This window comes from Streptomyces sp. NPDC057253 (genome assembly GCF_042669125.1).
Classification (GTDB): domain Bacteria; phylum Actinomycetota; class Actinomycetes; order Streptomycetales; family Streptomycetaceae; genus Streptomyces.
In genome coordinates this window covers 25,460-52,156 of record NZ_JBHUXV010000038.1, presented here as the reverse complement: position 1 = coordinate 52,156, position 26,697 = coordinate 25,460, and the positions used below count along the sequence as shown (strand labels likewise).

General features: G+C 73.0%; 21 protein-coding genes and 1 pseudogene. 12 read left to right on the top strand and 10 right to left on the bottom strand.

What is annotated here, in order from left to right:
* Positions 1-8 precede the first annotated feature (8 nt).
* The 3 genes and pseudogenes from ACFULQ_RS21845 (at position 9) to ACFULQ_RS21835 (ending at position 4,197) form a co-directional block, all read left to right on the top strand.
* Positions 9-302, top strand: coding sequence for an SHOCT domain-containing protein (locus ACFULQ_RS21845; protein ID WP_383546363.1), 294 nt, complete (start codon positions 9-11; stop codon positions 300-302).
* A pseudogene (locus tag ACFULQ_RS21840) lies at positions 299-1,054 on the top strand (ABC transporter ATP-binding protein); the annotation flags it as partial. The gene ACFULQ_RS21845 and the pseudogene ACFULQ_RS21840, both read left to right, overlap by 4 nt.
* A gap of 581 nt (positions 1,055-1,635) precedes the next feature.
* On the top strand, positions 1,636-4,197 hold the full coding sequence (locus ACFULQ_RS21835; protein WP_383546362.1) for an ABC transporter permease: 2,562 nt from the start codon (positions 1,636-1,638) through the stop codon (positions 4,195-4,197).
* 295 nt (positions 4,198-4,492) lie between these two features.
* Here ACFULQ_RS21835 and ACFULQ_RS21830 read toward each other — a convergent pair whose 3' ends face one another.
* Positions 4,493-5,038: an ATP-binding protein gene (locus ACFULQ_RS21830; protein ID WP_383546361.1), complete on the bottom strand. Its 546-nt coding sequence runs from the start codon at positions 5,036-5,038 to the stop codon at positions 4,493-4,495.
* Between the two features lie 205 nt (positions 5,039-5,243).
* A complete protein-coding gene (locus ACFULQ_RS21825) occupies positions 5,244-5,567 on the bottom strand; it encodes a hypothetical protein (protein ID WP_123758927.1) in 324 nt (107 codons plus the stop codon).
* Positions 5,568-5,912: 345 nt separating this feature from the next.
* Here ACFULQ_RS21825 and ACFULQ_RS21820 point away from each other — a divergent pair, with 345 nt between their 5' ends.
* A complete protein-coding gene (locus tag ACFULQ_RS21820) occupies positions 5,913-7,037 on the top strand; it encodes a PLP-dependent cysteine synthase family protein (RefSeq protein ID WP_383546359.1) in 1,125 nt (374 codons plus the stop codon).
* Positions 7,038-7,335: 298 nt separating this feature from the next.
* Here ACFULQ_RS21820 and ACFULQ_RS21815 read toward each other — a convergent pair whose 3' ends face one another.
* Positions 7,336-7,806, bottom strand: coding sequence for an SRPBCC family protein (locus ACFULQ_RS21815; RefSeq protein ID WP_383546358.1), 471 nt, complete (start codon positions 7,804-7,806; stop codon positions 7,336-7,338).
* 51 nt (positions 7,807-7,857) lie between these two features.
* Positions 7,858-8,697: a DeoR/GlpR family DNA-binding transcription regulator gene (locus tag ACFULQ_RS21810; protein WP_383546356.1), complete on the bottom strand. Its 840-nt coding sequence runs from the start codon at positions 8,695-8,697 to the stop codon at positions 7,858-7,860.
* Between the two features lie 290 nt (positions 8,698-8,987).
* On the opposite strand from ACFULQ_RS21810, the gene ACFULQ_RS21805 reads away from it, so the two are divergent.
* The gene (locus tag ACFULQ_RS21805; protein ID WP_383546355.1) at positions 8,988-11,324 is read left to right on the top strand and encodes a hypothetical protein; all 2,337 of its coding nucleotides are present in this window, start codon (positions 8,988-8,990) and stop codon (positions 11,322-11,324) included.
* Here ACFULQ_RS21805 and ACFULQ_RS21800 read toward each other — a convergent pair.
* The 4 genes from ACFULQ_RS21800 to ACFULQ_RS21785 all read right to left on the bottom strand — a co-directional run bounded on the left by ACFULQ_RS21800 (position 11,294) and on the right by ACFULQ_RS21785 (position 15,973).
* Positions 11,294-13,729 carry a right-handed parallel beta-helix repeat-containing protein gene (locus ACFULQ_RS21800; protein ID WP_383546353.1) on the bottom strand — a complete coding sequence of 812 codons (2,436 nt, stop codon included), beginning with the start codon at positions 13,727-13,729 and terminating at the stop codon, positions 11,294-11,296. The two genes, ACFULQ_RS21805 and ACFULQ_RS21800, sit on opposite strands and share 31 nt — an antisense overlap.
* 111 nt (positions 13,730-13,840) lie before the next feature.
* Positions 13,841-14,446: a hypothetical protein gene (locus ACFULQ_RS21795; RefSeq protein ID WP_383546351.1), complete on the bottom strand. Its 606-nt coding sequence runs from the start codon at positions 14,444-14,446 to the stop codon at positions 13,841-13,843.
* 207 nt (positions 14,447-14,653) lie between these two features.
* The gene (locus ACFULQ_RS21790; protein ID WP_383546350.1) at positions 14,654-15,481 is read right to left on the bottom strand and encodes an MOSC domain-containing protein; all 828 of its coding nucleotides are present in this window, start codon (positions 15,479-15,481) and stop codon (positions 14,654-14,656) included.
* Between the two features lie 42 nt (positions 15,482-15,523).
* Positions 15,524-15,973 (bottom strand): DUF6643 family protein, encoded by a 450-nt coding sequence (locus tag ACFULQ_RS21785; protein WP_383546348.1) that lies wholly within the window; start codon positions 15,971-15,973, stop codon positions 15,524-15,526.
* Positions 15,974-16,269: 296 nt separating this feature from the next.
* On the opposite strand from ACFULQ_RS21785, the gene ACFULQ_RS21780 reads away from it, so the two are divergent.
* Positions 16,270-17,538, top strand: a complete 1,269-nt coding sequence (locus ACFULQ_RS21780) for a TerD family protein (RefSeq protein WP_383546405.1) — start codon at positions 16,270-16,272, stop codon at positions 17,536-17,538.
* A 4-nt stretch (positions 17,539-17,542) separates the two neighbouring features.
* Here ACFULQ_RS21780 and ACFULQ_RS21775 read toward each other — a convergent pair whose 3' ends face one another.
* Positions 17,543-18,748, bottom strand: a complete 1,206-nt coding sequence (locus ACFULQ_RS21775) for a glycosyltransferase (protein ID WP_383546347.1) — start codon at positions 18,746-18,748, stop codon at positions 17,543-17,545.
* Positions 18,749-18,787: 39 nt separating this feature from the next.
* Here ACFULQ_RS21775 and ACFULQ_RS21770 point away from each other — a divergent pair, with 39 nt between their 5' ends.
* The gene (locus tag ACFULQ_RS21770) at positions 18,788-19,576 is read left to right on the top strand and encodes a glutamate racemase (RefSeq protein WP_383546345.1); all 789 of its coding nucleotides are present in this window, start codon (positions 18,788-18,790) and stop codon (positions 19,574-19,576) included.
* A 158-nt stretch (positions 19,577-19,734) separates the two neighbouring features.
* Positions 19,735-20,283 (top strand): hypothetical protein, encoded by a 549-nt coding sequence (locus ACFULQ_RS21765; protein WP_383546344.1) that lies wholly within the window; start codon positions 19,735-19,737, stop codon positions 20,281-20,283.
* Positions 20,284-20,298: 15 nt separating this feature from the next.
* Here ACFULQ_RS21765 and ACFULQ_RS21760 read toward each other — a convergent pair whose 3' ends face one another.
* The gene (locus tag ACFULQ_RS21760; RefSeq protein WP_383546342.1) at positions 20,299-21,327 is read right to left on the bottom strand and encodes an O-antigen ligase family protein; all 1,029 of its coding nucleotides are present in this window, start codon (positions 21,325-21,327) and stop codon (positions 20,299-20,301) included.
* A 238-nt stretch (positions 21,328-21,565) separates the two neighbouring features.
* Between ACFULQ_RS21760 and lnt the strand changes: the two genes are divergently transcribed.
* From lnt to ACFULQ_RS21740, 4 genes are all read left to right on the top strand, one after another.
* On the top strand, positions 21,566-23,179 hold the full coding sequence (gene lnt / locus ACFULQ_RS21755; RefSeq protein WP_383546341.1) for an apolipoprotein N-acyltransferase: 1,614 nt from the start codon (positions 21,566-21,568) through the stop codon (positions 23,177-23,179).
* Positions 23,180-23,282: 103 nt separating this feature from the next.
* Positions 23,283-23,762, top strand: coding sequence for an NUDIX domain-containing protein (locus tag ACFULQ_RS21750; protein ID WP_383546339.1), 480 nt, complete (start codon positions 23,283-23,285; stop codon positions 23,760-23,762).
* 55 nt (positions 23,763-23,817) lie between these two features.
* Positions 23,818-24,618, top strand: coding sequence for a 3-hydroxybutyrate dehydrogenase (locus ACFULQ_RS21745; RefSeq protein WP_383546337.1), 801 nt, complete (start codon positions 23,818-23,820; stop codon positions 24,616-24,618).
* Between the two features lie 121 nt (positions 24,619-24,739).
* The gene (locus tag ACFULQ_RS21740) at positions 24,740-26,659 is read left to right on the top strand and encodes a helix-turn-helix domain-containing protein (RefSeq protein ID WP_383546336.1); all 1,920 of its coding nucleotides are present in this window, start codon (positions 24,740-24,742) and stop codon (positions 26,657-26,659) included.
* Positions 26,660-26,697: the final 38 nt, after the last annotated feature.

Below are 26,697 nucleotides of genomic sequence, written 5' to 3'. Positions count from 1 at the left end.
GAACCGACATGCAGACCCTCGCGCACTGGAACGGCGGCCCCGGCCCGTGGATCCTCTTCTTCCCGCTGATCTGGGCGGCCGTCGTGCTCGGCGTCGTCACCGTCCTGCGCCGCACCGTCTGGCGCGGCCGCCGCGGACCGTGGCGTGCCATGGCCGACGCCGGCCCCTCCGGTGACTCGCCGATCGCCATGCTCGGCCGCCGTTTCGCCTCCGGCGAGATCGACGAGGACGAGTACTGGCGCCGACTGTCCGTCCTGGACGAGCAGTTCGGCCCTACGGCGGGCAAGGGCGGTGCGGCATGACCGCCGGGACTGTCTCGACGAGGACGCTGCCCGCCGCCCGAGTGGTCGACGCCGTCAAGGTCTACGGCAGCGGGGACACCGGCGTGCGGGCCCTGGACGGGGTGAGCGTCGACTTCCCGGCCGGCCGCTTCACCGCGATCATGGGGCCCTCGGGCTCCGGCAAGTCCACGCTCATGCACTGCGCGGCGGGCCTGGACACGCTCACCGCGGGCGGCGCCTACATCGGCGACACCGACCTGAGTGCGCTGGACGACCGCCGCCTGACCCTCCTGCGCCGCGACCGCGTCGGCTTCGTCTTCCAGGCGTTCAACCTGGTGCCGACGCTGACCGTCGAGGAGAACATCCGGCTGCCGCTGGACCTCGCGGGCGGCAAGGGCGACGCGGAGTGGATCGACGCGCTCGTCGACGTCGTCGGCCTGCGCGACCGGCTCCACCACCGGCCCAGCGAGCTCTCCGGCGGGCAGCAGCAACGCGTCGCCGTGGCCCGGGCGTTCGCCGGCCGGCCGGACGTCGTCTTCGCCGACGAACCGACCGGAAACCTCGACTCCCGCTCGGGCGGCGAGGTCCTCGGCCTCCTCGCCAGGACCGTACGCCAGACATCCCGCACGGTCGTCATGGTCACCCACGACCCGGTCGCCGCCGCCCACGCCGACGAGGTCGTCTTCCTCGCCGACGGACGCCTGGTGGACCGCATGCCCTCCCCGACGGCCGACCGGGTCCTGGACCGGCTGAAGGCGTTCGAGGCGTCTTCGCGGACGGGGGTGGTCGGGGGGACGGGGGTGGTCGGGGGGACGGGGGCGGCCGTGCGGACGGGGTCGGTCGCCGGGACCGGGGCGGCCGAGCGGACGGGGGCGGTTGCCGGGACGGGGGCGGCCGAGCGGACAGGGGCGGCTGCCGGGACGGGAGCGGCCGTGCGGTCCGAGTCTTCCGCACGGTCCGAGCCCTCCGCGCAGGCCGAGTTCTCCGCACGCTCCGAGCCCTCCGCGCAGGCCGAGTCCTCCGCACGGTCCGAGTCTTCCGTGCGGCCCGAGCCCTTCACGCAAGCCGAAGCCTTCGCGCAGTCAGAGCCCTTCGCGCGGCCCGAAGCCTCCGCGCGGTCCAAGTCCCCCTCCGCACCGGGGGCTTCCCCGCGCCCGGGGACACACTCGCGGACCGAGCCGCCCTCGCTGACCCAGCCATCCTCGCGGACCCAGGTATCCCCGCAAGCCGAGCCGCCCTCGCGAGCTGAGCCCACGCGAGCCGAGCCACCCACGCGAGCCGAGCAGCAGCCCGCGCGCACCAGCACCTCGACGCCGACCGGCACGCCCTCCCACCCCCGGAAGGAGAGCCCCTCGTGAACGCCACCCTGCGCCTCAGCGGCTCCTCCCTCCGCGCACACAAGCGCCGCTTCGCCGGGACCTTCCTCGCCGTGTTCCTCGGTGTGGCCTTCCTGGCCGGGACGCTCGTCATGGGCGACACCCTGCGCGCCGGGTTCGACACCATGTTCGGCAATGCCACCAGCGGCACCGACGCCGTGATCCGCAGCGCCGAGGCCATCACCACACCGGGGGAGAGCGAAGGCGGCCGCGCCCCGGTCGCCACCGATCTGGTGCGAACCGTCGAACAGGTCCCCGGCGTCGCGGCCGCCGCCCCCGACATCCAGGGCGCCGGTCAGCTGATCGGCGCGAACGGCAAGCCCATCGGCGGCCAGGGCCCGCCCACCCTCGCCGGTAACTGGATCGATGACCCGAAGCTCAACCCGTACCGGCTCGCCGAGGGCCGCGCCCCGGAGAAGTCCGGCGAGGTCGTCGTCAACCGCGGCACCGCGAAGCGGGGCCACCTGGCGATCGGCGACACGACGACCCTGCGCACCCCCGACCCCGTCGAGGTGACCGTCGTCGGCCTGGCGACCTTCGGCGGCGAGGACGGCATGGCCCAGGTGACGTACACCGGCATGACCCGTGCCGACGCCGAGAGGTACCTCACGGCACGGCCCGGCCGGGCGTCGAGCATCCTGGTGCGCGCGGGCCCCGGCACCAGTCAGCAGGAGCTCGTCGACCGACTGACTCCCGTGCTGCCCAAGGGTGTTGAGGCCATCACCGGTCAGGAGTCGACCGAGGAGAACACCGACATGATCTCCAGTCAGTTCCTGACGATCTTCACCACCTTCCTGCTGGTGTTCTCGGGCGTGGCCCTCCTGGTCGCCACCTTCTCCATCCACAACACCTTCGCGATCGTCGTCGCCCAACGCACCCGCGAGAACGCCCTGTTGCGAGCCCTCGGTGCCTCCCGTCGGCAGGTCACCGCGGCGACCCTGGCCGAGGCGAGCGTCGTGGCCGTGACCGCCTCCGCCGCAGGTCTCGCAGGCGGCATCGGCGTCGCAGCCGGCCTCCAGGCACTGTTCCCGGCCATCGGATTCCCCTTCCCCGAGGGCGACTTGGTGGTCAGCACGCTGTCGATGGCACTGCCGCTCGCGGTCGGCGTCGTGGTCTGCCTGGGCTCCGCCCTGCTGCCCGCCGTGCGCGCGGGACGCACCGCACCTCTGGCCGCGCTGCGCGAGACGGCCGTCGACCAGTCCGGCGCCTCCCGGGTCCGCGCCGTCATCGGGGCCGGCCTGGCCGCACTCGCCGTGTCCGTCACGCTGACCGGCGTCCTGCTGTCCCCGTCCCTCTGGCTGGCGGGAACCGGTGCCGTCCTGGCCCTGGCCGCGTTCGTGGTCCTCGGTCCGGTCGCCTCCACGGCAGCAGTACGGGTCCTCGGCGGACCCCTCGACCGACTGCGCGGAGTCACCGGCGGGCTCGCCCGGCGCAACGCCCTGCGCAGCCCCCGGCGGACGGCCGCCACCGCGAGCGCGCTGATGATCGGCGTGGCCGTGGTGTCGCTGTTCACCGTGTTCGGGGCCTCCTTGAAGGCGACCATGGACCAGACCGTGTCCCGGTCCTTCGCGGGAGATGTCGCCGTCAGCACCCCCTCGTTCGGCGCGGGCGGCAGCGGTCTGAGCCCCCGGCTCGCCGCAGCGGTGCAACGACTGCCCGAGGTGGACACGGCCGTAGGCCTCGGTCGCGGGGTCGCCGAAGTCGACGGCAGTGGACGGGCGTTGACGGTCACGGACCCGCTCGCGCTGCAACGCACCTTCGATCTCGGCACGGTCCGCGGCTCACTGGGCGATCTGGGTACGCACGGCATCGCGATCACGCGGAAGGAGGCGGAGAAGCAAGGGCTCGCGACCGGGGACAAGGTCCGACTCGGCTTCACCGACGGGAAGTTGGAGACCTTCACCGTCCGCGCGGTCTACGGACAGTCCGAGCTGGCGGGGGAGTACGTCATCACCCGCGCGGCCTGGGCCCCGCACCGCACCCAGGACTCCGACACGCTGGTCGCCGTCTCCTTCAAGGACGACGTGAGCGCCGACGCGGGCAAGGCGGCGGTGGAGAAGGTGGCGGCGCGCTACGGCAACCCGGAGGTGCAGACCCGCGACGAGTACGCGCAGTCCTCGGCCGGAGGGATCGACATGATGCTGACCCTCGTCTATGCCCTGCTCGCCCTCGCGGTCCTGATCGCCCTGCTGGGCATCGCCAACACGCTCTCCCTGGCCATCCACGAGCGCACCCGCGAACTCGGCCTGCTGAGGGCCGTGGGCCAGACCCGGTCTCAACTGAGGGCCATGGTCCGCTGGGAGTCGGTGCTGGTCGCCGCCTTCGGCACGGTCGGTGGCCTGGGTCTCGGCGCCTTCCTCGGCTGGGTCCTGGTCGAGGCCTCGGACGGCGCGAGCGACAGCACCTTCGCCTTCGCCATGCCCCCGCTGCAACTCGCGGTGGTCGCCCTGGTGGGCCTCGCGGCGGGAGCCCTCGCGGGCCTGCGACCGGCCCGGCGAGCGGCACGTCTGGACGTCCTGCGGGCGATAGCCACGGAGTGACGCGGACCCGGAGGCGCCGATCTCCGGCGGACCGTCCCGTGAATGAGCCCCGGAGGGCCGCGCCGACACCGAGAGCCCGATCGCACCGAGCCCCTGGGGCCTGAGCGCGATCGGGCTCCCGACACCGACGGGGAGCATCCCGCGGACGAAGACCAGGCGAACCCGCGGACGAGGAGCGAGGCGACCGTGCAGTCACCCCGCAGGCGACCCTGCGGACGAAACCCTGCACAAACCCGCAGCTGAACCCACCGACGCAACCTCAGGCGAAAGCCCCGAAGGGCCTGTCACCGCCCGATCAGCCGACAACGGCGGACCGGGCGGGAGCGTGTTCGGGCCTGCGGACGTCGACCTCGGGGAACACGAGCCCAGCCGTCTCCGCGACCGAGACCGTCCGCCGCGGCGGACGCGTGGCGGCGGCCGGCCGGGGTCGCGCCGCGGCAGGCGTGGGCAGCGTGAACCACACGACCTTGCCGGACTCGCCGTCCGGCCGGACACCCCAGCTTTCGCTGACCGCGGCGACCATCGCGAGCCCGCGCCCGCACGTGGCCAGCGGCTCGGTGTCCTGGATGTCGGCCACGACCGGCAACCGCGGGTCGTGGTCGCGCACCGAGACCACGAGCCGGTCGAGCAGCAGCTCGAACTCCACGGTGCACGTCTTGTCGGGCTGCGCATGGCGGTGGACGTTCGTCAACAGCTCCGTCACACCGAGCGCGGCCCGGTCTATGAGGGGATCCATATGCCAGTAGCGCAATTGCGCGGAAAGGATTCTGCGGACCTGGCCGATCCGCGACGGCAGAGCCTGAAGCTCCACCGCGCAGTGCCTGCTCGGATGCTTGATCACGGCTGCGACTCCCCGACGTGAGGTCCGGAAGAACACGGAGTTCGGATCGATCCAGCAGGATGCCTGAGTGAAGACGGCCGCCTGCTGTCGTGCCCGGCGGGCTGGTTCGCAGCGTAATCGCCGGTAAACCGAGAGTGATGTGAGAACAGCGTGACGCAGGAGGTGCGGTGGCGCAACTCACAGTCGGCCGATCCCGCGCAACGCGTCAGTCGCGGCGCCCGGCCGCCCTGCGTACGGCCTCGATGAAGCGACGGGCCGCGGGCGGCCCCGGCTCGCCCGGAGCCGGGTCGTGCTCGCCCAGGGTGAGCAGGTACCGGTTCCCGTTGAGGTCAGCGAGGGCCCGGTCGTCCGCCGCGAACCAGGGCTTGGAGGCGCGCACCGCCTGCACCGGAGCGCTGTCGATCTCGCTGCCGTAACTGGTGAGCAGCTCCAGTCGGCCGTCGCTGATCCGGACCTGGCCGGCCCGGGTGAGCGAGCGCAACCTCTTGCCGATCCGGACGCCCGTCGCCGTGAACTCCGGCTCCGCCATGCCGTCCCGCCCCCTCGTGCGCTTCGGTGTGCCGGCCCGTGCTCCCGCGTGGGCCGAGAGCCGGCTGCTGTCGTGATCCAGTGTGCGCCCCCGTTCGAGACCTCGTCCCGCCCGGTGCAGTCTGCCCGCCACGGGCGTCGAGCACCAGTGCGCATGACACCTCGCCGGGAGCGCCAGGAGCACTCGTCCGAATGCGCCCCCGCAGTCGCGCGGGCCGCGACCCCAGGGGTGCCTTTGGGGCTCTCAAAGATGCGTTTATGCAGGTGAGAAGCGTGTGGAAGGTGTCTATGATCGAGATGTCGGCCGCGCGATCCGCCGTCGGCGCGCAGCGTAAGGAGCCCTGTCGTGAGCACCCCTCAGCAGACCCGGACCGGCGACACCCTCGATGTCGACCACAGTGACCCGGCCTACCGCGGCTGGCTGAAAGAGGCCGTCCGCAAGGTCCAGGCCGACGCCAACCGCTCGGCCGACACCCACCTGCTGCGCTTCCCGCTGCCCGAGCAGTGGGGCATCGACCTGTACCTCAAGGACGAGTCGACGCACCCGACCGGCAGCCTCAAACACCGGCTCGCCCGCTCGCTCTTCCTCTACGGCCTCTGCAATGGCTGGATCCGGCCCAGCCGCCCGGTGATCGAGGCGTCCAGCGGTTCGACGGCCGTGTCCGAGGCGTACTTCGCGAAGCTGATCGGCGTGCCCTTCATCGCGGTCATGCCCCGCACGACGAGCGCGGAGAAGATCCGCCTCATCGAGTTCCATGGCGGGCGGTGCCACTTCGTGGACGATCCGCGCACGATGTACGAGGAGTCCGCCCGCCTCGCGGTGGAGACCGGCGGTCACTACATGGACCAGTTCACCTACGCGGAACGGGCCACGGACTGGCGCGGCAACAACAACATCGCCGAATCCATCTTCCGCCAACTGGAGTTGGAGCGTTTCCCGGAGCCCGCGTGGATCGTCGCCACGGCCGGCACCGGCGGTACGTCGGCGACCATCGCCCGGTACGTCCACTACATGCAGCACGACACCCGCATCTGTGTGGCCGATCCGGAGAACTCCTGTTTCTTCGAGGGCTGGACCACCGGCGATCCGGACGTCACCTGCGACTGCGGTTCGCGCATCGAGGGCATCGGGCGGCCCCGGATGGAGCCGAGCTTCGTGCCCGGCGCGATCGACCGCATGATGAAGGTCCCCGACGCGGCCAGCGTCGCCGCCGTACGCGCCCTGGAGCAGGCCATCGGTCGCAAGGCGGGCGGCTCGACCGGTACCGGCCTGTGGAGCGCCCTGAAGATCATCGCCGAGATGGTGGCCGAGGGACGGCGGGGCAGTGTGGTCACCCTCCTCTGCGACCCCGGCGACCGCTACCTGGACAAGTACTACTCGGACACCTGGCTCACCGAACAGGGCCTGGACATCGAGCCGTACACGAGGGCGATCACCACCCTGCTGAAGACAGGCATCTGGCCTGCCTGAGCCCGCCGCGGCACGGGCCGCGTGAGCACAGGGGCTGGCCCCTTCTCCGGGCGGGCGATCGCACAGGGAGCCGCCACCGAGTCCCTCAGCAGGGTCCACCTGATGGGCAGCCGACCGGAATTCCAGCAGCGAGAGCCCTCGACGCCAGCTCCACGCGCCGCGATGAGCCGCCGACCTCGCCCCTTGCCCCGCGCCGCTGACCTACGCCCGCCCCGCGCCACCGACCCACTGCCTCGGCCCTCCCCGCGCGCCCGCAACCAGCCTGCCTTGCCCTCGTCCCACGCCGCCGACCAACCGCTCACCCCGCCAGCCGCCGGTCCAGGGCCTTGACCGCGTCCCGGAAAGCCCGTCCCAGACCGGCGCGTCCGAGCTTCGCCACGATCCGGAACGCCCTCGTGCCGTCCGCGCCGAACGTCCACCGCACTCGCGTGCCCGCCCCGGACGGAGTCAGCCGCCACTCCTCCGCGATGGCGCGGGCGCCCGGCGCGTTGGCCACGTCGACGCGGTAGGCGTACACCTCGGGGTCCTTCGCGGCGAGGATCGTCTCCTGGAAGCGTCCGCCGCCCTTGAGGTGGATCTCACGGGTCGAGCCGTCCCCGGTGGAGCGGGCGAGGGTCACCGCGGCGAACCACTCCTCCCAGCCGGGGACGTCCTCGGCGAGTGCCCGGTAGACGCTCTCCGGCGGCGCCGACATCTCCTGCTCGAACACCATCCGTACCGGCGCGGTCTCGATGAAGTCGAGCCCCACCTCGCGCAGTTGGTGAGCCATGGACACACCCTCCTGTGACGATCAGGAGGTGTCACCCTAGCTGACGGTCAGTCAACTGTCTTCACTCGCAACGGAGTCGTCCGCGTCACCGGCCACCACCAGCCGCCGCAGATGCTCGGAGATCTCCGCCCGCGCCGCACCCGGCAGCCCCGCGTCCGTCACCAGCGTGTCGACCTGCTCCAGCGAGGCGAACGAACTCAGTCCCACGGTGCCCCACTTGGTGTGGTCGGCGACCACCACGACCCGCCGCGCCGACTGCACGAGCCGGCGATTGGTCTCGGCCTCCGCGAGGTTCGGCGTCGACAGGCCGGCCTCGACCGATATCCCGTGCACCCCGAGGAAGAGCACGTCGAAGTGGAGCGCCCCGATCGCCTGGTCGGCCACCGGCCCCACCAGCGAGTCGGACGGAGTGCGCACCCCGCCGGTCAGCACGACGGTGGCCGCGCCCTGCCGGGGCCCCGTGGTGCGCTGCGCCGCGTGGAACACGTCCGCCACCCGCACCGAGTTGGTGACGACGGTCAGATCCGGCACGTCGAGCAGATGATGGGCCAGCGCGTACGTCGTCGTACCGCCCGACAACGCGATGGCGGTACCCGGAGCGACCAGCTCCGCCGCCGACCGCGCGATGTCCTCCTTGGCGGTCAGCTCCAGACCCGACTTCGCCTCGAACCCCGGCTCGTGCGTGCTCGCCTCGACCACCGGGACCGCGCCGCCGTGCACCTTCTCCAGCACACCCTGGCGGGCCAGCGCGTCGAGATCGCGCCGCACGGTCATGTCCGACACGCCGAGCTTCCGCGTCAGCTCGTTGACGCGCACCCCGCCGCGGCGCCGGACCTCGTCCAGGATCAGGGCGCGCCGCTGCTCCGCGAGGAGGTTCTGATTCTCACTCACGTACGCTCCGGTCCTTTCGCCTGGGGCCGTCCGACACGCCCTGCGCACCCTCTCCGACGAGGCCATTTTGCCCGTCCCTGGTGCGCGGACGTCCCATACTCGCACGGGCCCCCCACCGTCGCGCCACCGACCGCCCCGTCGCGCCCGGGTCCCCGGGTGTACACCCGGGCTTTGACTGTCACCCGGATCGGGGAGATTCCGTGACGAGAGGTGTGCGGGACGCGGCCGACGGAGATCCTTGTGCCCGCACGGACAGATGCCGACGGCGCGTCACGGGGGAAGTGCGAACAGTGGAACGTGTCCCGACCAAGGGCACCGGCGGCTCAGCCGTCCGGCCCGAAGACTCCGGCACCGCCCTGGAACTCCTGGTCCACGGAGTGGGCGGCACCACGCCGGACAAGATGCTCGACGACCCGCGCACGGTGCGGATCACCGGAGACGACGTCGCCGCCGTGTTCCGGCGCGCCGACGACGTCGACGCCGAGAGCAGACCGCACGACGGCCGCACCGGTCCGGTCCCCGAGGCGTACGTCTGGTGCAACCTCACCTCCGGCAACGGCACCCGCGCCCTGTGGCTGCTGTTGCTGCCGTTCATGGTCGTCAACCTCGCCCACTGGATGCGCCCCACCGCACGTGGCCGCAGAAGGACCGTGCGGTTCTACGGCCTGCTGGTGCGGCTCGCCGGCCTGACCCTGACCGTGCTGCTGGTCGCCGCCGCCTGCGAGGTCGCCCTGGACCTCGCCGCCTGGCAGTGCGCGGGCACCCGCGCGTGCGCCGCGTCGCACTCCTGGCTCGGCTTCCTGTCGCCCGACGTGTCCGACCAGGGCTGGTGGAGCAGGCCGGGCCGCCGCCTCGCCCTCGCCGCCCTCGTCCCGACCGCGCTCACCGGCCTCCTCTGGTACCTGTCCCACCGCACCTGGAGCGCCTACGAGTCCCAGCAGCCCCTGTCCCACGCGGGCGAGCCCGAGGAGGACAACGGCCGCACCGCCCTCGGCCGGCCCGGCTTCTGGTACGGCCGCCGCCTGGTCGCCCGCCTGCGCGCCGCGCACACCGCCGCCGGCCTCCTGACGATCGCCGCCGCGGTCAGCTCGACGGCCGCGCGCTTCGACCGCGCACCCGGCGGCCCCGCCCTCCTGGACACCCTCGGCCGGCTCCTTCAGCTGAGCCTCGTCCTCGCCGGGGCGGCGGTGGTGTGGGTGGTGTGCCGCCGTGGCCGCAGCGAGAAGTACCTGGACCGACAGCTCGACGAGCATCTCGTACGACGCCTGCCGCTCGCCGCGCTGGCCCTGCTCGCCCTCGCCGCGGTGTACGCCGGCTGGACACGGCCGGGATGGCAGTCGCAGGGCCGGCTGTCGGGGGACGCCACCTTCGGCGGCATCGCCTTCGTCCAGGGCCTCCTGGTCATCGCCCTGGCCGTTGTGGCCCACCTGCTGTACCGCACGCACCCCGACCCGCGCGCCGCGATGCGGGGCTTCGCCGGACCCGCCGTCGCGATGCTGGCCTGCGCCCTGGGCGGAGTGATGTCCGGCGGCGTGTCGCAGCGCGTGGCGGACTGGCTGGACGGCACGGGCGCCACCATCCCCGGCCCGCCGGTCCTGCTGACCTGGCAGGCGTCCGTGATCCCGCTGGTCCTCCTCGTGCTCCTCGGGCACGTCGTCTGGCTGGCCCGGCGGACCTGGCGATCGGGCCGGGACCAACGGGCCGCCGTGGAGAGCGATTACCCCGACGAGCCCAAGGACGCGACCCGTACCCGGCGCATCGCCAGGACCCGCGCCATGGCGGCCCTGACGGACCGGGGACCGCGCCTGCTCGGCGTGACGGCGGCCAGCACCCTGCTCCTCGGCGCCGGAGCACTCGTGGGCGCGGGGACCTCCCGCAAGACCCCGGCCAAGGCCGCCGAGGGGTCGTACGCCTTCGTCGAGAGCGCCGCCGCGACCGCACAGGCACTCGGCTCCTGGCTGATCGGCCTCGGCTTCATCCTCTTCGTCACCTGGGGCAGACGCGCCTACAAGGACCCCTCCGCCCGCCGCACCATCGGCATCCTCTGGGACGTCGGCACCTTCTGGCCGCGCGCCGCCCACCCCTTCGCCCCGCCCTGCTACGCCGAGCGCGCGGTACCCGACCTGACCTGGCGGATCGGGACCTGGACCCGCACCACCCGCGGCCGGCTGGTCATCTCGGGACACTCCCAGGGCAGCGTCCTCGCGGCCGCCGCGGCCTGGCAGCTGGAACCGTCGGTGCGCAAACGGGTCGCCCTGCTGACCTACGGCTCCCCGCTCGAACGCCTCTACGGCCGCTGGTTCCCGGCCCACTTCGGGCCGGCCGCCCTCACCGCCCTGCACCACGACGTGGACTGCTGGCGCAACCTCCACCGGCTCACCGACCCCATCGGCGGCCCGGTCCGGCTGCCCGGCGACTGCGGCCCCGAGGTGGACCGGGAGCCCCTGAGGGACCCCCTGGTCTACGGCCGCACCGATCTGCACCCGCTGCCCGCACCCATCCTCGGCCACTCCGACTACCAGGCCGACCCCGCGTTCGCCGAGGAACGGGCGAAACTGCTGAGCCGGCTCCAGCCGGACCTGCCGGGACCGCGGTCTCAGGACGAGCCGGGCAGGTCCTCGGCGTAGAGCAGGGTCAGGTCGTCCGTGGTCGGGTCGTCCACCTGCGCGACCCGGCTCGCGTGCTTCTCCACCATCGCCTCGAACGTCTGCCGCGCGGTACGGCCGTTGCCGAAAGCGGGCCCCTTGGGCAGCGCCGTGAAGTACGTCCGCAGGGCCTCGGGGGCGCCCGGCGCCAGCCGGTACTCGTGCTCCTCGGCCTGCTGCTCCACGATGCTGAGCAGTTCGTCCGGGTTGTAGTCGCTGAAGGTGATGGTCCGTGAGAACCGGGACGCCACACCCGGGTTGACCGACAGGAACCGCTCCATCTCGGCGGTGTAGCCGGCGACGATCACCACGACCGCGTCCCGGTGGTCCTCCATCAGCTTCACCAGGGTGTCGATGGCCTCCTTGCCGAAGTCCCGGCCCGAGTCCTCCGGCGACAGCGCGTACGCCTCGTCGATGAACAGCACTCCGCCGCGGGCCCGGTCGAAGGCCTCCTGGGTGCGGATCGCGGTGGAGCCGATGTGCTCGCCGACCAGGTCGACGCGGGACACCTCGACGAGATGGCCCTTCTCCAGGACCCCGAGGGAGGCGAGGATCTCGCCGTAGAGCCGGGCGACGGTCGTCTTGCCGGTGCCGGGGGAGCCCGTGAAGACCAGGTGGCGCTTGACGGAGGCCGCCTTGAGGCCCGCCTGCTGGCGGCGCCGGCCCACCTCGATCATGTCGGTGAGGGCCCGCACCTCGCGCTTGACGCTGTCCAGGCCCACCAGCGCGTCGAGTTCACCGAGGACGGCCTTGGAGGTGCGCGACGGCTTCTCCGGCTCGGCCGGCGCCACCAGCGGCTCCTTCTCGGTGATCCGCTGTTCCGGGATCGCACCCAGCAGACCGGCGGAGCGGGACTCGGTCTGTACGGCCGTCTCCCGGGCCGCGGGCGAGGCCGGGCCGCCGCTCTCGTCGCTCGTGCAGTCCTCGACCACGGGGCCCGCTCCGTTCGCGGCGTCCGGGGCGTCCGCGAACTCGTAGCCCCCGCGGGCGCACCGCTCCGTGCGGCACTTGCGCAGGGTCGAACGGCTGCCGTCTATGACGTGGAAGCCGTAGCCGCCGCTGCCCGTCACCCGGCAGTTGAGGAAGCTGCCGCGGCCGCCCGCCGACACGTAGAAACCGGCCTCGGCGGGGGAGTCGACCGTGCACCGCTCGATCGTCGGGTCCGCGCCCTTGGTGACGATCACGCCGGTCTGGGTGCCGTCCACGGTGCAGTTGTTGAGGGTGCCGCCGCTGCCGTGGTCGCGGAACCAGGCACCGGTCGCCGCCTCCCGGATCCGGCAGTCGTCGAGCTGGGCGGTGGCGCCGTCGCTCACGGACACGGCCGTGTTGCGGACCTGGGAGATGTCGCTGTCGACGACGTCCGCGCGGGAGCCGCGGTCCAGGACGAACAGCGCGTCCGGGACGTCGTGCACCCGGCAGGAGTCCAGGACCGCGGTGGCGCCGTCGCTGACCCAGACCGCCGGGTAGTCGCCGGTGCTGTCGAAGATCTCGCACTGGTTGGCGTCCACGCGCGTGCCCGGGTCCCACACCGACAGGCCGTTGCGCCCGAACTGGCGGACGGTGGTGCGGGTCAGGGTCAGGACCGAGCGGGAGCGCAGGTCGACCGCGTTCTCCGGGATGTCGTGGATACGGCAGTCGGCGAGGGTCAGCACCGCGTCGGTGTCGAGGGTGACGCCGTCGCCGGTGGTGCGGTGCACATCGCAGTCGGTGAGGTGGGCGGTGGCCCGGCCGGTGATCTGGACCCCGCTGCCGCGGACCTCGTAGACCTCGCAACCCACGGCCTCCAGCGCGGAGTTCTCGCCGGTCGCCGCCAGGCCCGCGCCCGAGGCGTGGTGGATGCGGCAGCGCTCCAGGCGGGGGTGGGCACCGCCGCGGACCGCGACGCCGGACTGGCCGGCCGCCACGATCTCGCACTCCTCGAACACCCCGCCCGCGCCCTCCAGTACGGCGATGCCGATGCCGGCCGGGTTGTCGACGGTGCAGCGCCGTACCGTCGGCCGCGCGCCGCCGCGCACCTCTATGCCGGCCGCGGAGCGGGTGACGACCCTGATGTCGACGAGCTCCGGAGTGCCTTCCTCGACGAGCAGCGCGGGCGCGGCCGCGTCCTGGCCCTCCACGTGCAGGTCCTGGACCACAGCCGAGGCACGGACCGTCAACGGCACTCCGTCCACCGGCGCGATCCGCACGGATCCCGGCGAGCCCTCCGGGCCGCGCAGGGTCACCGCCCGCTGCACCACGAGGTTCTCCCGGTAGGTGCCGGGCGCGACGGTGAGGACGTCGCCCTCGGCCGCGGCCTCCAGGGCGGCGGCGAGCGACGCGTACTCACCTGTGCGGCGCCGCCACCGCGATGTGCCGGTGTGCGTCACCTGGACCGTGCCCTGTGCCATGGCGTTGCTGTGCCCCCACCTCGTAGTACGCGGGTTTGTGCTGCCGAAGAGGTTCGGCCGGTCCACCGTAGCGTGCGCGCGGGTGGTGGGTTGACCAGAGCCGTAAGGCCGTCAACTGCCGGTACCGGTCCGGCCCCAGTCCGGACCCGCGCTGTCCCAGGCCCGGTCCCAACCCGCGTACCGGCGACGGACCATGCGCCACACGGCCAACCGTCGGCTGCCCTCGATCAGCCCCGCGGCCAGCAGGGCCGCGCCGGTGCCGGCGAGCACGGCGTGGGTGGTGGCGGTGGCGGAGTCCAGCGGCCGGGCCGCTATCCGCCCCTGCACGTCGGTCCAGAGGTCGAAGTGGTCGCCGCGGTGCGGGGTCTGGAGGGCGGCCATGACGGAGCCCTGGTGGCTGGTGCCGTCCGGGGCGGTCCAGTCGGCCAGCACCCGGCTCCTGACGTCCCGCCCCGAGGCCGTCTCCGGATCCACGTCGAGTGGGGAGCGGTCCAGCTTGCGGATCACCGTCGCCGTCACCACGTGCCGGGACTCGCGCTGCTCCCGCACCGACCGCTGGAGCGCGTCCTGCGCCACCCCGCCGACGACCGCGCCGACCACCGGTGCGACGACCAGGATCAGCAGCAGGGCGATGAGGCCCACCCAGGCCTCGGCCAGATCGGTCCCGCGGCGCAGCGGGTTGTGCCGCCACCGCCAGAGTCCACTGATCGCTCGCACCGTCCGCACCCCCTTCCGCTCCGTGATAACCCCGGGCCGAGGGATTCACCCGCGGGACCGGCCGAAGAGAGAGCGAAATCACCTGCGGCCGGGTCCTCTCATGAACTCCTCATGAAACGCCCAACGTGCGGGCCCCCGGGCGGTGTTCCCGCCGGACGGATCCGGGGGGATCTTTGCCGGAACCTTGCCCGTCGTCCGTCCGGCCGCTCAGTCGAGGATGCCGACCGGATCGCCGACCCGGATCGTGCCCCGGGACTGCGGCACCAGGTTCTGGCCGAAGACCAGCTTGCTGCCGAAGCGCCGGTGGCGGCCCAGGGTGTGCAGGGGCTCCTTGCCGCGCACCGCGCTGGACTGGTCGGTCGTGGTCACCACGCACCGCCCGCACATCTTGGCCACGCGGAACGTGACGTCGCCGATGGCGATCCGCGTCCAGTCGTCCTCGGCCCAGGCCTCGGTGCCGCCCACGACGACGTTCGGCCGGAAACGGTTCATGGGCAGCGGACCGTCGCCGGCGTGCCGCCCTTCGGCGATCAGGGAGTTGAGGGCGTCGAGGGAGGCCGTGGACGTGAGCAGCAGCGGAAATCCGTCGGCGAAGGAGACGGTCTCGCCCGGCAGCGCGTACTCGGGGTCGACGGGACGTCGGGTGGCGGGGTCGTCCAGGTGCACGAGGCGCGCCGCTACGCCCAGGTAGTCGCTGCACCAGGTGTGCGCGGCCGCGCCGGCGGCGGGCACCCCCTCCACCTTCTCCCCGAAGAGCTCCAGCGTGACGGTCCCGCCCGGTTCGGGCACGGGCACGGTCAGTGGCTCCATGCCGGGCGCGGACAGCACCAGGCCGCCGCCGGGCATCAGCTCGGCGGCGGCCAGTGCGAGACGTGGCTGCTGTCGCTGTGTGACGACCTTTCCCCCGTCGTCGACCAAGGCCCAGCGTCGGTCTCCGGACAGCCCCCAGGGCTCCACCTCGGCCTCCCGGGGCGCGAGACCCCGGAACGCCTTGACCGGATGGACGTGGATCGACAGCAGCTGCGCATTCCCCATGAGGCCATCGTGCCAGGTGTCACCGACAGCCTCGGAGCGGAATCAGTACCCGCGGTACTGCTGGTTGTTGTACGGATCCTGGTAGGGAGCCGCCTGGGCGGGCCGCGGAGCCGCGGGGCGCATCGCCTCGTAGCCCGTGTTCATGCCCATCCCCATGCCGGGAGCGGCCGGGCGCGGCTGCTGCTGCGGCCCGGGATAGCCGCGCGGCGCGGCGGCCTGCTGCGGGATGTACGCGGCGGGCGCCTGCTGGAGCGGGGAGGGCTGTTGCGCCTGCGGATAGCCGTAGGAGTACTGGGAGGGGCCCGCGGGCAGGGCGGGCAGCGAGGACGGCAGCGCGGGCAGGTTGCCGGCCGGGACGTCGTACGCGGCAGGGACCCGGATCGGAGCGATCTGCGGGGTGCCCCGCTCGGCCACGAGCGAGTCGTAGATCGGAGTGTCCGGGAAGGAGGCGGAGTAGTAGCCGCCGCCATAAGTGGAGCGGGGGGAGGTCATGGCACATAAGTTAAGCCCACGATGTGCTGGTTGGGGAGACCGATAAGAGGGTTGTTTTCCGTGTCGGCAGTGGCGCCGGATCCCCAATGCGAGCGAACTCGGCAAAATGGGACGCGAATCCGGCTTCGCGTCGTGTAAAGCCCGAGTTCCCAGGGGGTTACCGGTGGTTGACCGGCGATCTTGCTGTGCGCGGGATGGGAGTTCCCTCTCCCGTGGGAATAGGTTGGGCGGGTAGAACACGAAGGGCCGCCGGGGCGCGTCCTGGCCTGCGACACCTGATGGGGGCGGACATGGCAATGTCGAAAGGCTCGAACGTTCCGGTGCCCACGACGGCACTGCGCGTCGAATTGGGCTGGCGTTCCGGACCCGGGGTCCCCGGCGCGGATGCCTCGGCCCTGCTGCTCGCCGGCGGAAAGGTCCGTTCCGACGCCGACTTCGTCTTCTACAACCAGCCCCTGCACGCCTCCGGCGCGGTGCGCCACGAGGGCAAGCGGACCGACGGCGGCCGGGTGACCGACACCCTGCTCGTCGACCTCGCGCGCGTGGAGCCGTCGGTCGAGACCATCGTGCTGGCCGCCTCCGCCGACGGCGACACCTTCGCACGGGTCCCGGACCTCTACATCGAGGTACGGGACGCCGCTCAGGGCACGGTCGCCGCACGGTTCGACAGCACTGACGCCACCGTCGAAACCGCTTTCGTGCTCGGCGAGTTCTACCGCCGCCAGGGCGCCTGGAAGTTCCGCGCCGTGGGACAGGGCTACGACAGCGGACTGGAAGGTCTCGCAACAGACTTCGGGATCACCGTGGACGAGCCCCAGCATCCCGCGCCACCGGTGAGCCCACCCCTGCCGGTCGCCCCGTCGCCCTTGCCTCCGACGAGTCCCCCGGTACCGGCCGCGCCGCCGCCCCCGCCCGCCGCGCAACCGGTCCGCCTCTCCAAGGTCACGCTCACCAAGACGGCCCCCTCCGTCTCCCTCACCAAACAGGGCGGCACCTCGGGCGCGATGCGGGTGAACCTCAACTGGCAGGTACGCAAACAGTTCTCGGGGTGGGGCAGCAAACGCGGCCGCGCGGTGGCCATGCACGCCGACCTCGACCTCGACCTGTGCGCCCTGTACGAGCTCGCCGACGGCCGCAAGGGGGTCGTACAGGCACTGGGCAACGCCTATGGAGCCCTGCACCAGCCGCCGTACATCCATCTCGACGGCGACGACCGCACCGGGGCCGTCGCGAGCGGCGAGAACCTCACCGTGAACCTCGACCACAAACGGGACTTCCGGCGCATCCTTGTTTTCGTCACCATCTACGAGGGCGCGCGCTCCTTCGCCGACCTGCACGCCACCGTCACGCTCCAGCCGCAGTACGGCGCCCCGATCGACTTCTCGCTCGACGAGTGCACGGTGCCCTCCACCGTCTGCGCCCTGGCCCTGATCACCAACACCGGCGACGACCTCGTCGTGCAGCGCGAGGCCCGCTACCTGGTGCCCGACCGGGGAGTGAGCCCGCAGCGGACCGTGGATTACGCCTACGGCTGGGGCATGAACTGGACGCCGGGCCGTAAATGAAGCCCTACCCGCCCTGTCTCTCCTCGCCGATCACGGCGTCCGGGCGGGCATAGGTGCGGCCCTTCCAGGCCGCGCCGCGCCCCCGGTAGTGCTGCACCGCCGAGTCGACCGTCATCAGGAGGTAGAGGAACGCGGTGAACGGCAGCAGCGGTGCGAGCCACAGCGGCTGCCGGTAGTAGCGGAGCATGGGCAGGTACGTGCCGGTCATGACCAGCCAGGCGAGACCGCCGAGCACCCAGGTCGCGGCGCTTCCCGTCGCCAGGCCGGCGACGACGGCGAGCGGCGGGACCAGGTAGACCAGCGCCAGTCCGAGGACCGTGCCGAGCAGCACCAGGGGGTGGTGGCGGAGCTGGGCGTAGGCGCTGCGCGACACCATCCGCCACAGGTCGTGCAGCCGCGGATAGGGGCGCACGCTGTCCACCCGCTCGGCCAGGCCCAGCCAGATGTGCCCGCCGCCGCCCTTGACGGCCCTCGCGAGCGCCACGTCGTCGATGACGGCGTGCCGGATGACGTCCGGGATCCGCGCCCGCTCGGCGGTCTCGGCACGCAACAGGACACAGCCGCCCGCCGCGGCCGCCGTCCGCGCGCCCTTCCTGCCGATCCGCCGGAACGGATACAGCTGCGCGAAGAAGTAGACGAAGGCCGGCACCACGAGCCGCTCCCACAGGCTCTCCACCCGCAGTCGGGCCATCTGCGAGACGACGTCGAAGCCGCCGGCGTGCGCGGCGGCGACCAGCCGCCGCAGGCTGTCCGGCTCGTGCGCGATGTCGGCGTCCGTCAGCAGCAGGTACTCGGGGCCACGCGCGCGTGCCAGGCCGATGCCGTGGCGCACCGCCCACAGCTTGCCGGTCCACCCCGCGGGCGGCTCACCCGGCGAGGACACGGTCAGCGGCAGCCCGCCCGCGCGCCGCGCCAGATCGCGAGCCAGCTCCCCGGTGCCGTCCGAGCTGCCGTCGTCGACCAGGAAGACCTCCGCGCGCCCCGGATAGTCCTGGGCCAGCAGGGACGGAAGACTCGCGGGCAGCACCTCCGCCTCGTCGCGGGCCGGGACCACCACGGCCACCGAGGGCCAGGGCGCCGGATCCCGCTCCGGCGGGAGTCGCACGTCCGTGCGCCAGAAGAAGCCCTGGCAGAGCAGCAGCCACAGCCAGGCGGCGAGGGATACGGCGGCGGTCCACGCGATGGCGCTCACGCGCGCAGTCTGCCCCACAGAGACGGCCCTCAAGGGCTCATCGTCTATCGTGGCCGGGTGAAGATCGCGCTCTTGGACTCCGGAATCGGTCTGCTCGCGGCCACTGCCGCGGTACGGCGACTGCGCCCCGACGCCGATCTCGTGCTCTCCCTCGACCCCGACGGCATGCCGTGGGGCCCCCGGACCCCCGAGGACATCGTCGGACGCGCTCTGGGCCTCGCCGAGGCGGCCGCCGCTCATGGTCCCGACGCTCTGATCATCGGCTGCAACACCGCCACCGTGCACGCCCTGACCGCCCTGCGCGCCCGCCTCGAACCGGACCTGCCGGTCATCGGCACCGTCCCCGCGATCAAGCCCGCCGCGGCCGGCGGCGGCCCCTTCGCCATCTGGGCCACACCCGCCACCACCGGCAGCCCTTACCAGCGCGGTCTCATCGCGGACTTCGCCGATGGCGTGCCCGCCACCGAGGTGCCCTGCCACGGCCTCGCGGAGGCGGTGGAGCACGCCGACGAGGCCGCGATCGACGCCGCCGTCGCCGCGGCCGCCGCCCTGACCCCCGAGGACGTGACGACCGTCGTCCTGGGCTGCACCCACTACGAACTGGTCGCCGAGCGCATCCGCGCCGCCGTCCAGCGTCCCGGCCGCCCGCCGCTCGTCCTGCACGGCTCCGCCGGAGCGGTCGCCGCCCAGGCGCTGCGCCGGCTCGGCGAGCAGCCCGCCCCCGAGGCCGCGCCCACCGGCACTCTCACGGTGCTGCTGAGCGGCCGCGAGGGCAGCGCGCTGCCCGCCCCCGCGCTGGCCTACGAGGAAGGCCGGCTGCTGCGCACGGCCACGCCCGCCCGCTGACCGCGCGGAACAGCCGGAACGTTCCGCCTGCGGGCCCTGCCGGACGGACGGAGAGCCTCCGCCCACCGCCCGCGCCGGACGGCCGGAAAGCCCTGCCCGGCGCAGTCACTCTCCGCGACGAACTACCCGCACGCCGAAACCTGAGTAATCTCGTAGGCATGAGGGACCACCCCCACGGCGAGCACACCTCGCACCACACCGACGTCTGGACCGGTCGCGCCTCCAACCGGATCCAGTGGCTGCTGGCGCTCGGCGGCGCCGCGATCGTGGCGCTCGGCATCGAGCTCGCGGTCGACTCGGCGTGGACCTCCGGCGTGGCCCCGCTGGTCATGTCCGTGGTCGGCTGCATCGCGGCCGGACTGCTGGTCCTCTTCCTCACGCTCGCCTTCGTCCACGTCGCCCTCAAGGTCGACATGGAGTGCCTGGAGGTGCGCTGCGGCCACATCGGCGTACCGCGCCGCCGGATTCCGCTGGCGCACGTCGCCGGAGCCGAGTTCGACCCGCACGTCACCCCGCGCCAGTGGGGCGGCTGGGGCTACCGCTGGCGACCCGAGAAGGGCACCGCCGTGGTCGTACGCCGTGGCGAGGGCGTGGTGATCCGGCTGTGGGACGGCCACACCTTCACCGTCACCGTGGACGACGCCGAGGCCGCCGTCCGCATCATCCGGGACCGGCTGCGGCCCGGGACCACGGCTCCGCGACACTGAGTCCGGGCCCGCCGGTCACCCCGGGGCCGGCTCCTCGGCCAGCGGGTGGGCGGTCGCCAGGCCCGCCAGGAGTCCCGCGCCCACCGACACCATCGTGAAGCTCAGCGCGTTGCCGACCGCGGCGATCGACGCCAGCGCCGTCAGGGCCGCGCCCGCGGTCAGGACGACGGGGGTGGAGCGCGGTGAGCGCCACAGCGCGTACAGCAGCCAGCAGAAGGCCGCCGCCAGCAGCACCACCCCGATCACCCCCTGCTCGGCGGCCATCTGGAGCGGCGCCGAATGCGGCTTCCCGTCGGGCTGAAGCGACTGGCCGGCCGTCGTGCTGAGCTCCCCGAAGCGTCCCGGTCCCACGCCGAGGGCGGTGTTCTCGCGGGCCAGCCGCAGGGCGTCGTGCCACAGGTCGATCCGGTGCGGGGTGAGCCGTCCGCGCAGCGACTCGACGAGGCCGTCCGGCACCGCGCTCCCGGCAATCGCCCAGGTCAGACCGGTCACCGCGGTCGCGGCCAGGGCGAGACCGAGAATGCCGGGGCCGCGGTGGTGCATCCGGCCCGCCGCGAGCGAGCACAACAGGACGGCCAGACAGGCGACCAGCCCGGAGACCGAGCCCAGGGCGGCCGAGGTCACCGCGACGGCGACGGCCAGCAGCCGCAGGAGGAGCCGCAGGGCGGGCGATCCGGTGGTCCAGGCGGCACAGCACGCGGCGCCGGCCGCCAGGGTCAGCAGGGCGGCCGTGGCACCCGCGTGACCGAGCGGTGCGACGATCTCCGGGCCCGGTGCGAGACGGGGGAGCCCCACCGCGAGGCCCAGCACGGTCAGCGCGGCGGCCCCGGGCGCGGCGACCGGCAGCAGCGCCCCCGAGATCCGGCCGGCGGCATAGCCTGCGGCGACGGCCAGCAGGGCGAGCAGGACGCCCTCCGGACGTCCGTCGTGCACGGCCGCGGTGATCAGCGACCAGGCGGCACAGGCCCCGAGGACCAGCACGCCCACCACATCGGAAACGTTTCGTCTGTCGCCGTCCTCCGCGGCACCGGCCACAGACGTCATCCCCGTGGAACCCACCCCGCCCCCCGAACCCCGGTCCCCCGACCTGTGGCCCCGCCGCCCGGACACCACCGGCCCGTACGACAAGGACTCCGGCACACCGTAACGGCTGAAGGTCGATTTGTGGACGAGTTGCGCCGGGTTGCCCGGCAGCGGCAGGGTTCGAGCGGTCGGCCGCGGACCACGGTCACCAGGCGGACCGCGCTGTCGATGCCAAGGTCAACCGCCGTACACTCCCGGAGTGACCGTCACCGCAACTTCCGTGGACGAGTCGGACCAGCTGGAGCCGCGCTCCGCGCCCGCCTCCCGCTGGGCCGCCCGGCTCCGCCGTCTCGTCCCGGCCGCCGCCGCGGCGCTCTCCGGAGTGCTGCTGTACGTCAGTTTCCCGCCCCGCACCCTGTGGTGGCTGGCCCTGCCCGCCTTCGCCGTCTTCGGCTGGGTGCTGCGCGGCCGTGGCTGGAAGGCGGCCCTCGGTCTCGGTTACCTCTTCGGCCTGGGCTTCCTGCTGCCCCTGCTGGTGTGGACCGGCGTCGAGGTCGGCCCCGGGCCCTGGCTCGCGCTCGTCGCGATCGAGGCGATCTTCATCGCCCTGGTCGGCGTGGGCATCGCCGCGGTCTCGAAGCTGCCCGGAGCACCGGTGTGGGCGGCCGCCGTGTGGATCGCCGGAGAAGCGGCACGCGCGCGTGCGCCGTTCAACGGCTTCCCCTGGGGCAAGATCGCCTTCGGACAGGCCGACGGCGTGTTCCTGCCGCTCGCCGCGGTGGGCGGCACACCCGTGCTGGGCTTCGCCGTCGTGCTGTGCGGTTTCGGCCTGTACGACGTCGTCCGGCTGCTCGTGGAGCGGCGGGGGACCGGTGCCGTACGGCGCCCCGCCGCGGTCGTGGCCCTGCTGAGCGTGGTCGTGCCGGTGGCCGGCGCCCTCGCCGCCCGGGGTCTGGTCAGCGACAAGGCCGAGGACGGCACCGTGACCGTCGCGGCCATCCAGGGCAACGTGCCGCGCGCGGGTCTGGACTTCAACGCCCAGCGCAGGGCCGTGCTCGACTACCACGCGCGCGAGACGGAGCGGCTGGCCGCCGAGGTGAAAGCCGGCAAGGTCGCCAAGCCCGACATCGTGCTCTGGCCGGAGAACTCCTCCGACGTCGACCCCTACACCGACGCGGAGGCGGCGGCGACCATCGAGAAGGCCGCCAAGGCCATCGACGCGCCGATCTCCGTCGGCGCAGTCGTCGAGCGGGGCGGCAAGCTCTACAACGAGCAGATCCTCTGGGACCCGGTCAAGGGCCCCACCGACACCTACGACAAGCGGCAGATCCAGCCGTTCGGCGAGTACCTCCCGCTGCGCTCCCTCGTCGGCGCGATCAACAAGAACTGGACCTCCATGGTCCGCCAGGACTTCAGCCGGGGCAGCAAGCCGGGCGTGTTCCAGATGGCCAACGCCAAGGTCGGCCTGGTCACCTGCTACGAGGCCGCCTTCGACTGGGCCGTGCGCTCCGAGGTGACCGACGGCGCCCAGCTGATCTCCGTGCCGAGCAACAACGCGACCTTCGACCGCAGCGAGATGACCTACCAGCAGCTCGCCATGTCCCGGGTCCGGGCGGTGGAGCACAGCAGGACCGTCACCGTGCCCGTGACCAGCGGGGTCAGCGCGATCATCATGCCGGACGGGAGGATCACCCAGCGGACCGGCATGTTCGTCCCCGCCTCGCTGGTGCAGAAGGTGCCCCTGCGGTCGACGGAGACTCCGGCCACCCTGATGGGCACCCTGCCCGAGCTGGTCCTGGTGCTGCTCGCCGCGGGCGGGCTCGGCTGGGCGATCAGCACCGGGCTGCGGGGGCGTCGCGCCGGAGGCGCGTGATACGTACGCCCGCCTCGCACCGGGGCGGGCGGCGGGCGTACCCGCTGTCCAGCGTCGTCCGGAAGATCACCGGCGGGTCGTGGGCGGCGGTTAGGGTCGGCGTATGGCTACCCCTGATTTCATCCGCACCCTCCGGAAGTCCATCGGTCACGACCTGCTCTGGCTCCCCGGCGTCAGCGCCATCGTCTTCGACGACGAGGGCAGAGTGCTGCTCAACCGGCGTTCGGACACCGGCAAGTGGTCGATGCTCGGCGGTATCCCGGAGCCGGGGGAGCAGCCCGCGGACTGTGCCGTGCGGGAGGTCGAGGAGGAGACGGGGGTGCTCTGCGTCGTCGAGCGGGTCGTCGTGGTCCAGGCCCTCAAGCCCGTGACCTACGTCAACGGCGACGTCTGTCAGTACATGGACATCTCGTTCCGCTGTCGGGCCGTCGGTGGTGAGGCCCGGGTGAACGACGACGAGTCGCTCGAGGTGGGGTGGTTCGCGCTGGACGCCCTGCCGGAGCTGAACGAGTTCGGTGTGCAGCGGATCAAGCAGGCGTCGATGGACGCACCCACATGGTTCGAGACCACGAGTTCCAAGTGAAGTATGGGGTGTGACCACATGTGGTGAGCGGGGGAGCCCTGCCTAGGGTCGGAGCATGACCGCTAGCAGTGCCCTCCCGGGACCTCACGCCTCCACGCTCGACCTCGGCGGCCGTACCGCCCTTGTCACCGGCGCCGCCGGCGGCATCGGCCGGGCCTGTGCGCTGCGGCTCGCGGCCGCCGGGGCCAAGGTGAGAGCGGTCGACCGGGACGCCGCCGGTCTGGGGACGCTCGCCGAGCAGGCCGCGGGACTGGCCGGGACGGTGGAACCGCACGTCCTCGACCTCACCGACCTGGACGCCGCCGAGCACGCGGCCGCGGGCACCGACATCCTGGTCAACAACGCCGGCATCCAACTGGTGCGCCCCATCGAGGAGTTCCCGCCCGAGGTGTTCCACACGGTCCTCACCGTGATGCTGGAGGCCCCGTTCCGTCTGATCCGCGGCGCGCTGCCGCACATGTACGGGCAGGGGTGGGGACGGATCGTCAACGTGTCCTCGGTCCACGGACTGCGCGCCTCGGCCTACAAAGCCGCCTATGTGGCCGCCAAACACGGCCTGGAGGGTCTCTCCAAGACGGCAGCCCTCGAAGGCGCCCCCCACGGAGTCACCTCGAACTGTGTGAACCCCGCCTATGTGCGCACCCCACTGGTCGAGCGGCAGATCGCCGACCAGGCCCGGGCGCACGGCATCCCCGAGGAGCGCGTGGTGTCCGAGGTGCTGCTCCAGGACAGCGCGCTCAAGCGGCTCATCGAACCCGAGGAGGTCGCCGAGGCCGTGGCGTACCTGTGCGGGCCGCAGGCGTCCTTCGTCACCGGCACCTCGCTCGTCCTCGACGGCGGCTGGACCGCGCACTGAACAGCGAGGACGGGTGGCATCAGGAACCCGCGGAACCGGCCGGTCACCGGGACGGGACACCCCGGGCCGGAGTTTTCCACAGGCCTGCCGGGGTGAGCGTGCGATGAGCAATCCTGTGGGCATGTCCAGCGATCACACGCAGTCCGCCGAGCGTTCCGTCGGCAGTGCCGAGGCCCCCTTCCTCGCGCTGCTGGCCAGGGGCGCGTCCGCCGACGCCTACGAGCAGCCGGTGCTCGTCGCCCGCGCCGAGGGCAGGCCCGCCGAGCGGATCGCCGCGCTCGAGGAGGCCAAGGCGCTCGCCCTGCGGGTGCGGTCCGAGCTGGAGGGCCGGCGCCGGCGCGAGGCCGAACTGTCCGCCCTGTTCGAGACGGCCCACGACCTGGCCGGGCTCAGGGACCTGGACGCGGTGCTGCGGGCCATCGTGCAGCGCGCGAGGTCCCTGCTCGGCACGGACGTGGCGTACCTGAGCCTGCACGACCCGGCCCGGGGCGACACGTACATGCGGGTCACGGAGGGCTCGGTCGCCGCCCGCTTCCAGCAGCTGCGGCTCGGGATGGGCGAGGGGCTCGGCGGACTGGTCGCCCAGACCGCGCGGCCCTATGTCACCGACGACTACTTCAAGGACGACCGCTTCCAGCACACCCTGGCCATCGACTCGGGCGTCCGGGACGAGGGCCTGGTCGCCATCCTCGGCGTGCCGCTGACCCTGGGGCACCACGTCATCGGGGTGCTGTTCGCGGCGGACCGGCGGGCCCGGGTCTTCGAGCGGGAGCAGATCGCGCTCCTCGGCTCGTTCGCCGCCCTCGCCGCGGCCGCCATCGACACCGCGAACCTCCTCACCGAGACCCGCTCGGCCCTGACCGAACTGGAGCGGGCCAACGAGATCATCCGGGACCGCAGCGGGGTCATCGAGCGCGCCTCCGACGTCCACGACCGCCTCGCCGAACTGGTTCTGCGGGGCGGCGGGGTGCACGACGTGGCGGCGGCCGTCTCCGAGATCCTCGACGGCACGGTCGAGTTCACCGAGAGCGCGCCCGCCGAGGCGCTGGAGACCTCCCGGGCCGAGGGCCACGCCGTACGGCACCAGGACGACTGGATCGCCGCCGTCGCCGCGGGCGGCGAACTCCTCGGCGCGCTCGTGCTGCGCGGCCACCCCGGGCTCGACCCCGTCGACCAGCGCACCCTGGAGCGTGCCGCGATGGTCACCTCCCTGCTGCTGCTCGCCAGACGCTCCGCGTCGGAGGCCGAACAGCGGGTGCGCGGTGAGCTCCTGGACGACCTGCTCGACGCCCGCGACCGTGACCCGCGCCTGCTGCGGGAGCGGGCCGCCCGGCTGGCGGCCGATCTCGACGCCACCCATGTCGTGCTGGCGGCGCGGCTCGACGGCCCCGCGGCCGACGCCGACCAGGAGGCGGCCGCCCGCAGACGCCTGTGGTCCGCGGCCTCCCACCTCGCCGCGACCCGGCACGGCCTGGCCGCCGCCCGGGACGGCGGCACCGTCCTGCTGCTGCCCCTGGCCGCCGGGGACACCGCCACCGAACTGGCCCGCCGCACCGCCGGACACCTCGGCACCGCCGTCCATGAGGCGGTCACCGTCGGCGCCTCCGCCCCGGTGCGCGACCTCGCCACCCACCCGGACGCCGTGGCCGCCGCCTACGAGGAGGGCCGGCGGTGCCTCGACGCACTGCGGCTCCTGGGGCGTTCGGGGGACGGGGCCGCCGCCGAGGACTTCGGGTTCCTCGGGCTGCTCCTGGCCGGCGACCGGGACATCGCGGGCTTCGTCGAGCGGACCATCGGTCAGGTCGTCGGGTACGACGAGCGGCGGGGCACCGACCTCCTGCGCACCCTGGACGCCTACTTCGCCTGCGGGATGAGCCCGGCCCGCACCAAGGACGACCTGCACGTCCACGTCAACACCGTCGCCCAGCGCCTGGAGCGGGTGGGCCGGCTGCTCGGCGAGGACTGGCAGAGCCCCGCCCGCGCCCTGGAGATCCAACTCGCCCTGCGACTGCACCGGTTGTCGGCGTCGGCACGGCCGTGACCCCCGTACACGTGGGCGTACGGGGGTCGGTCCGGCTC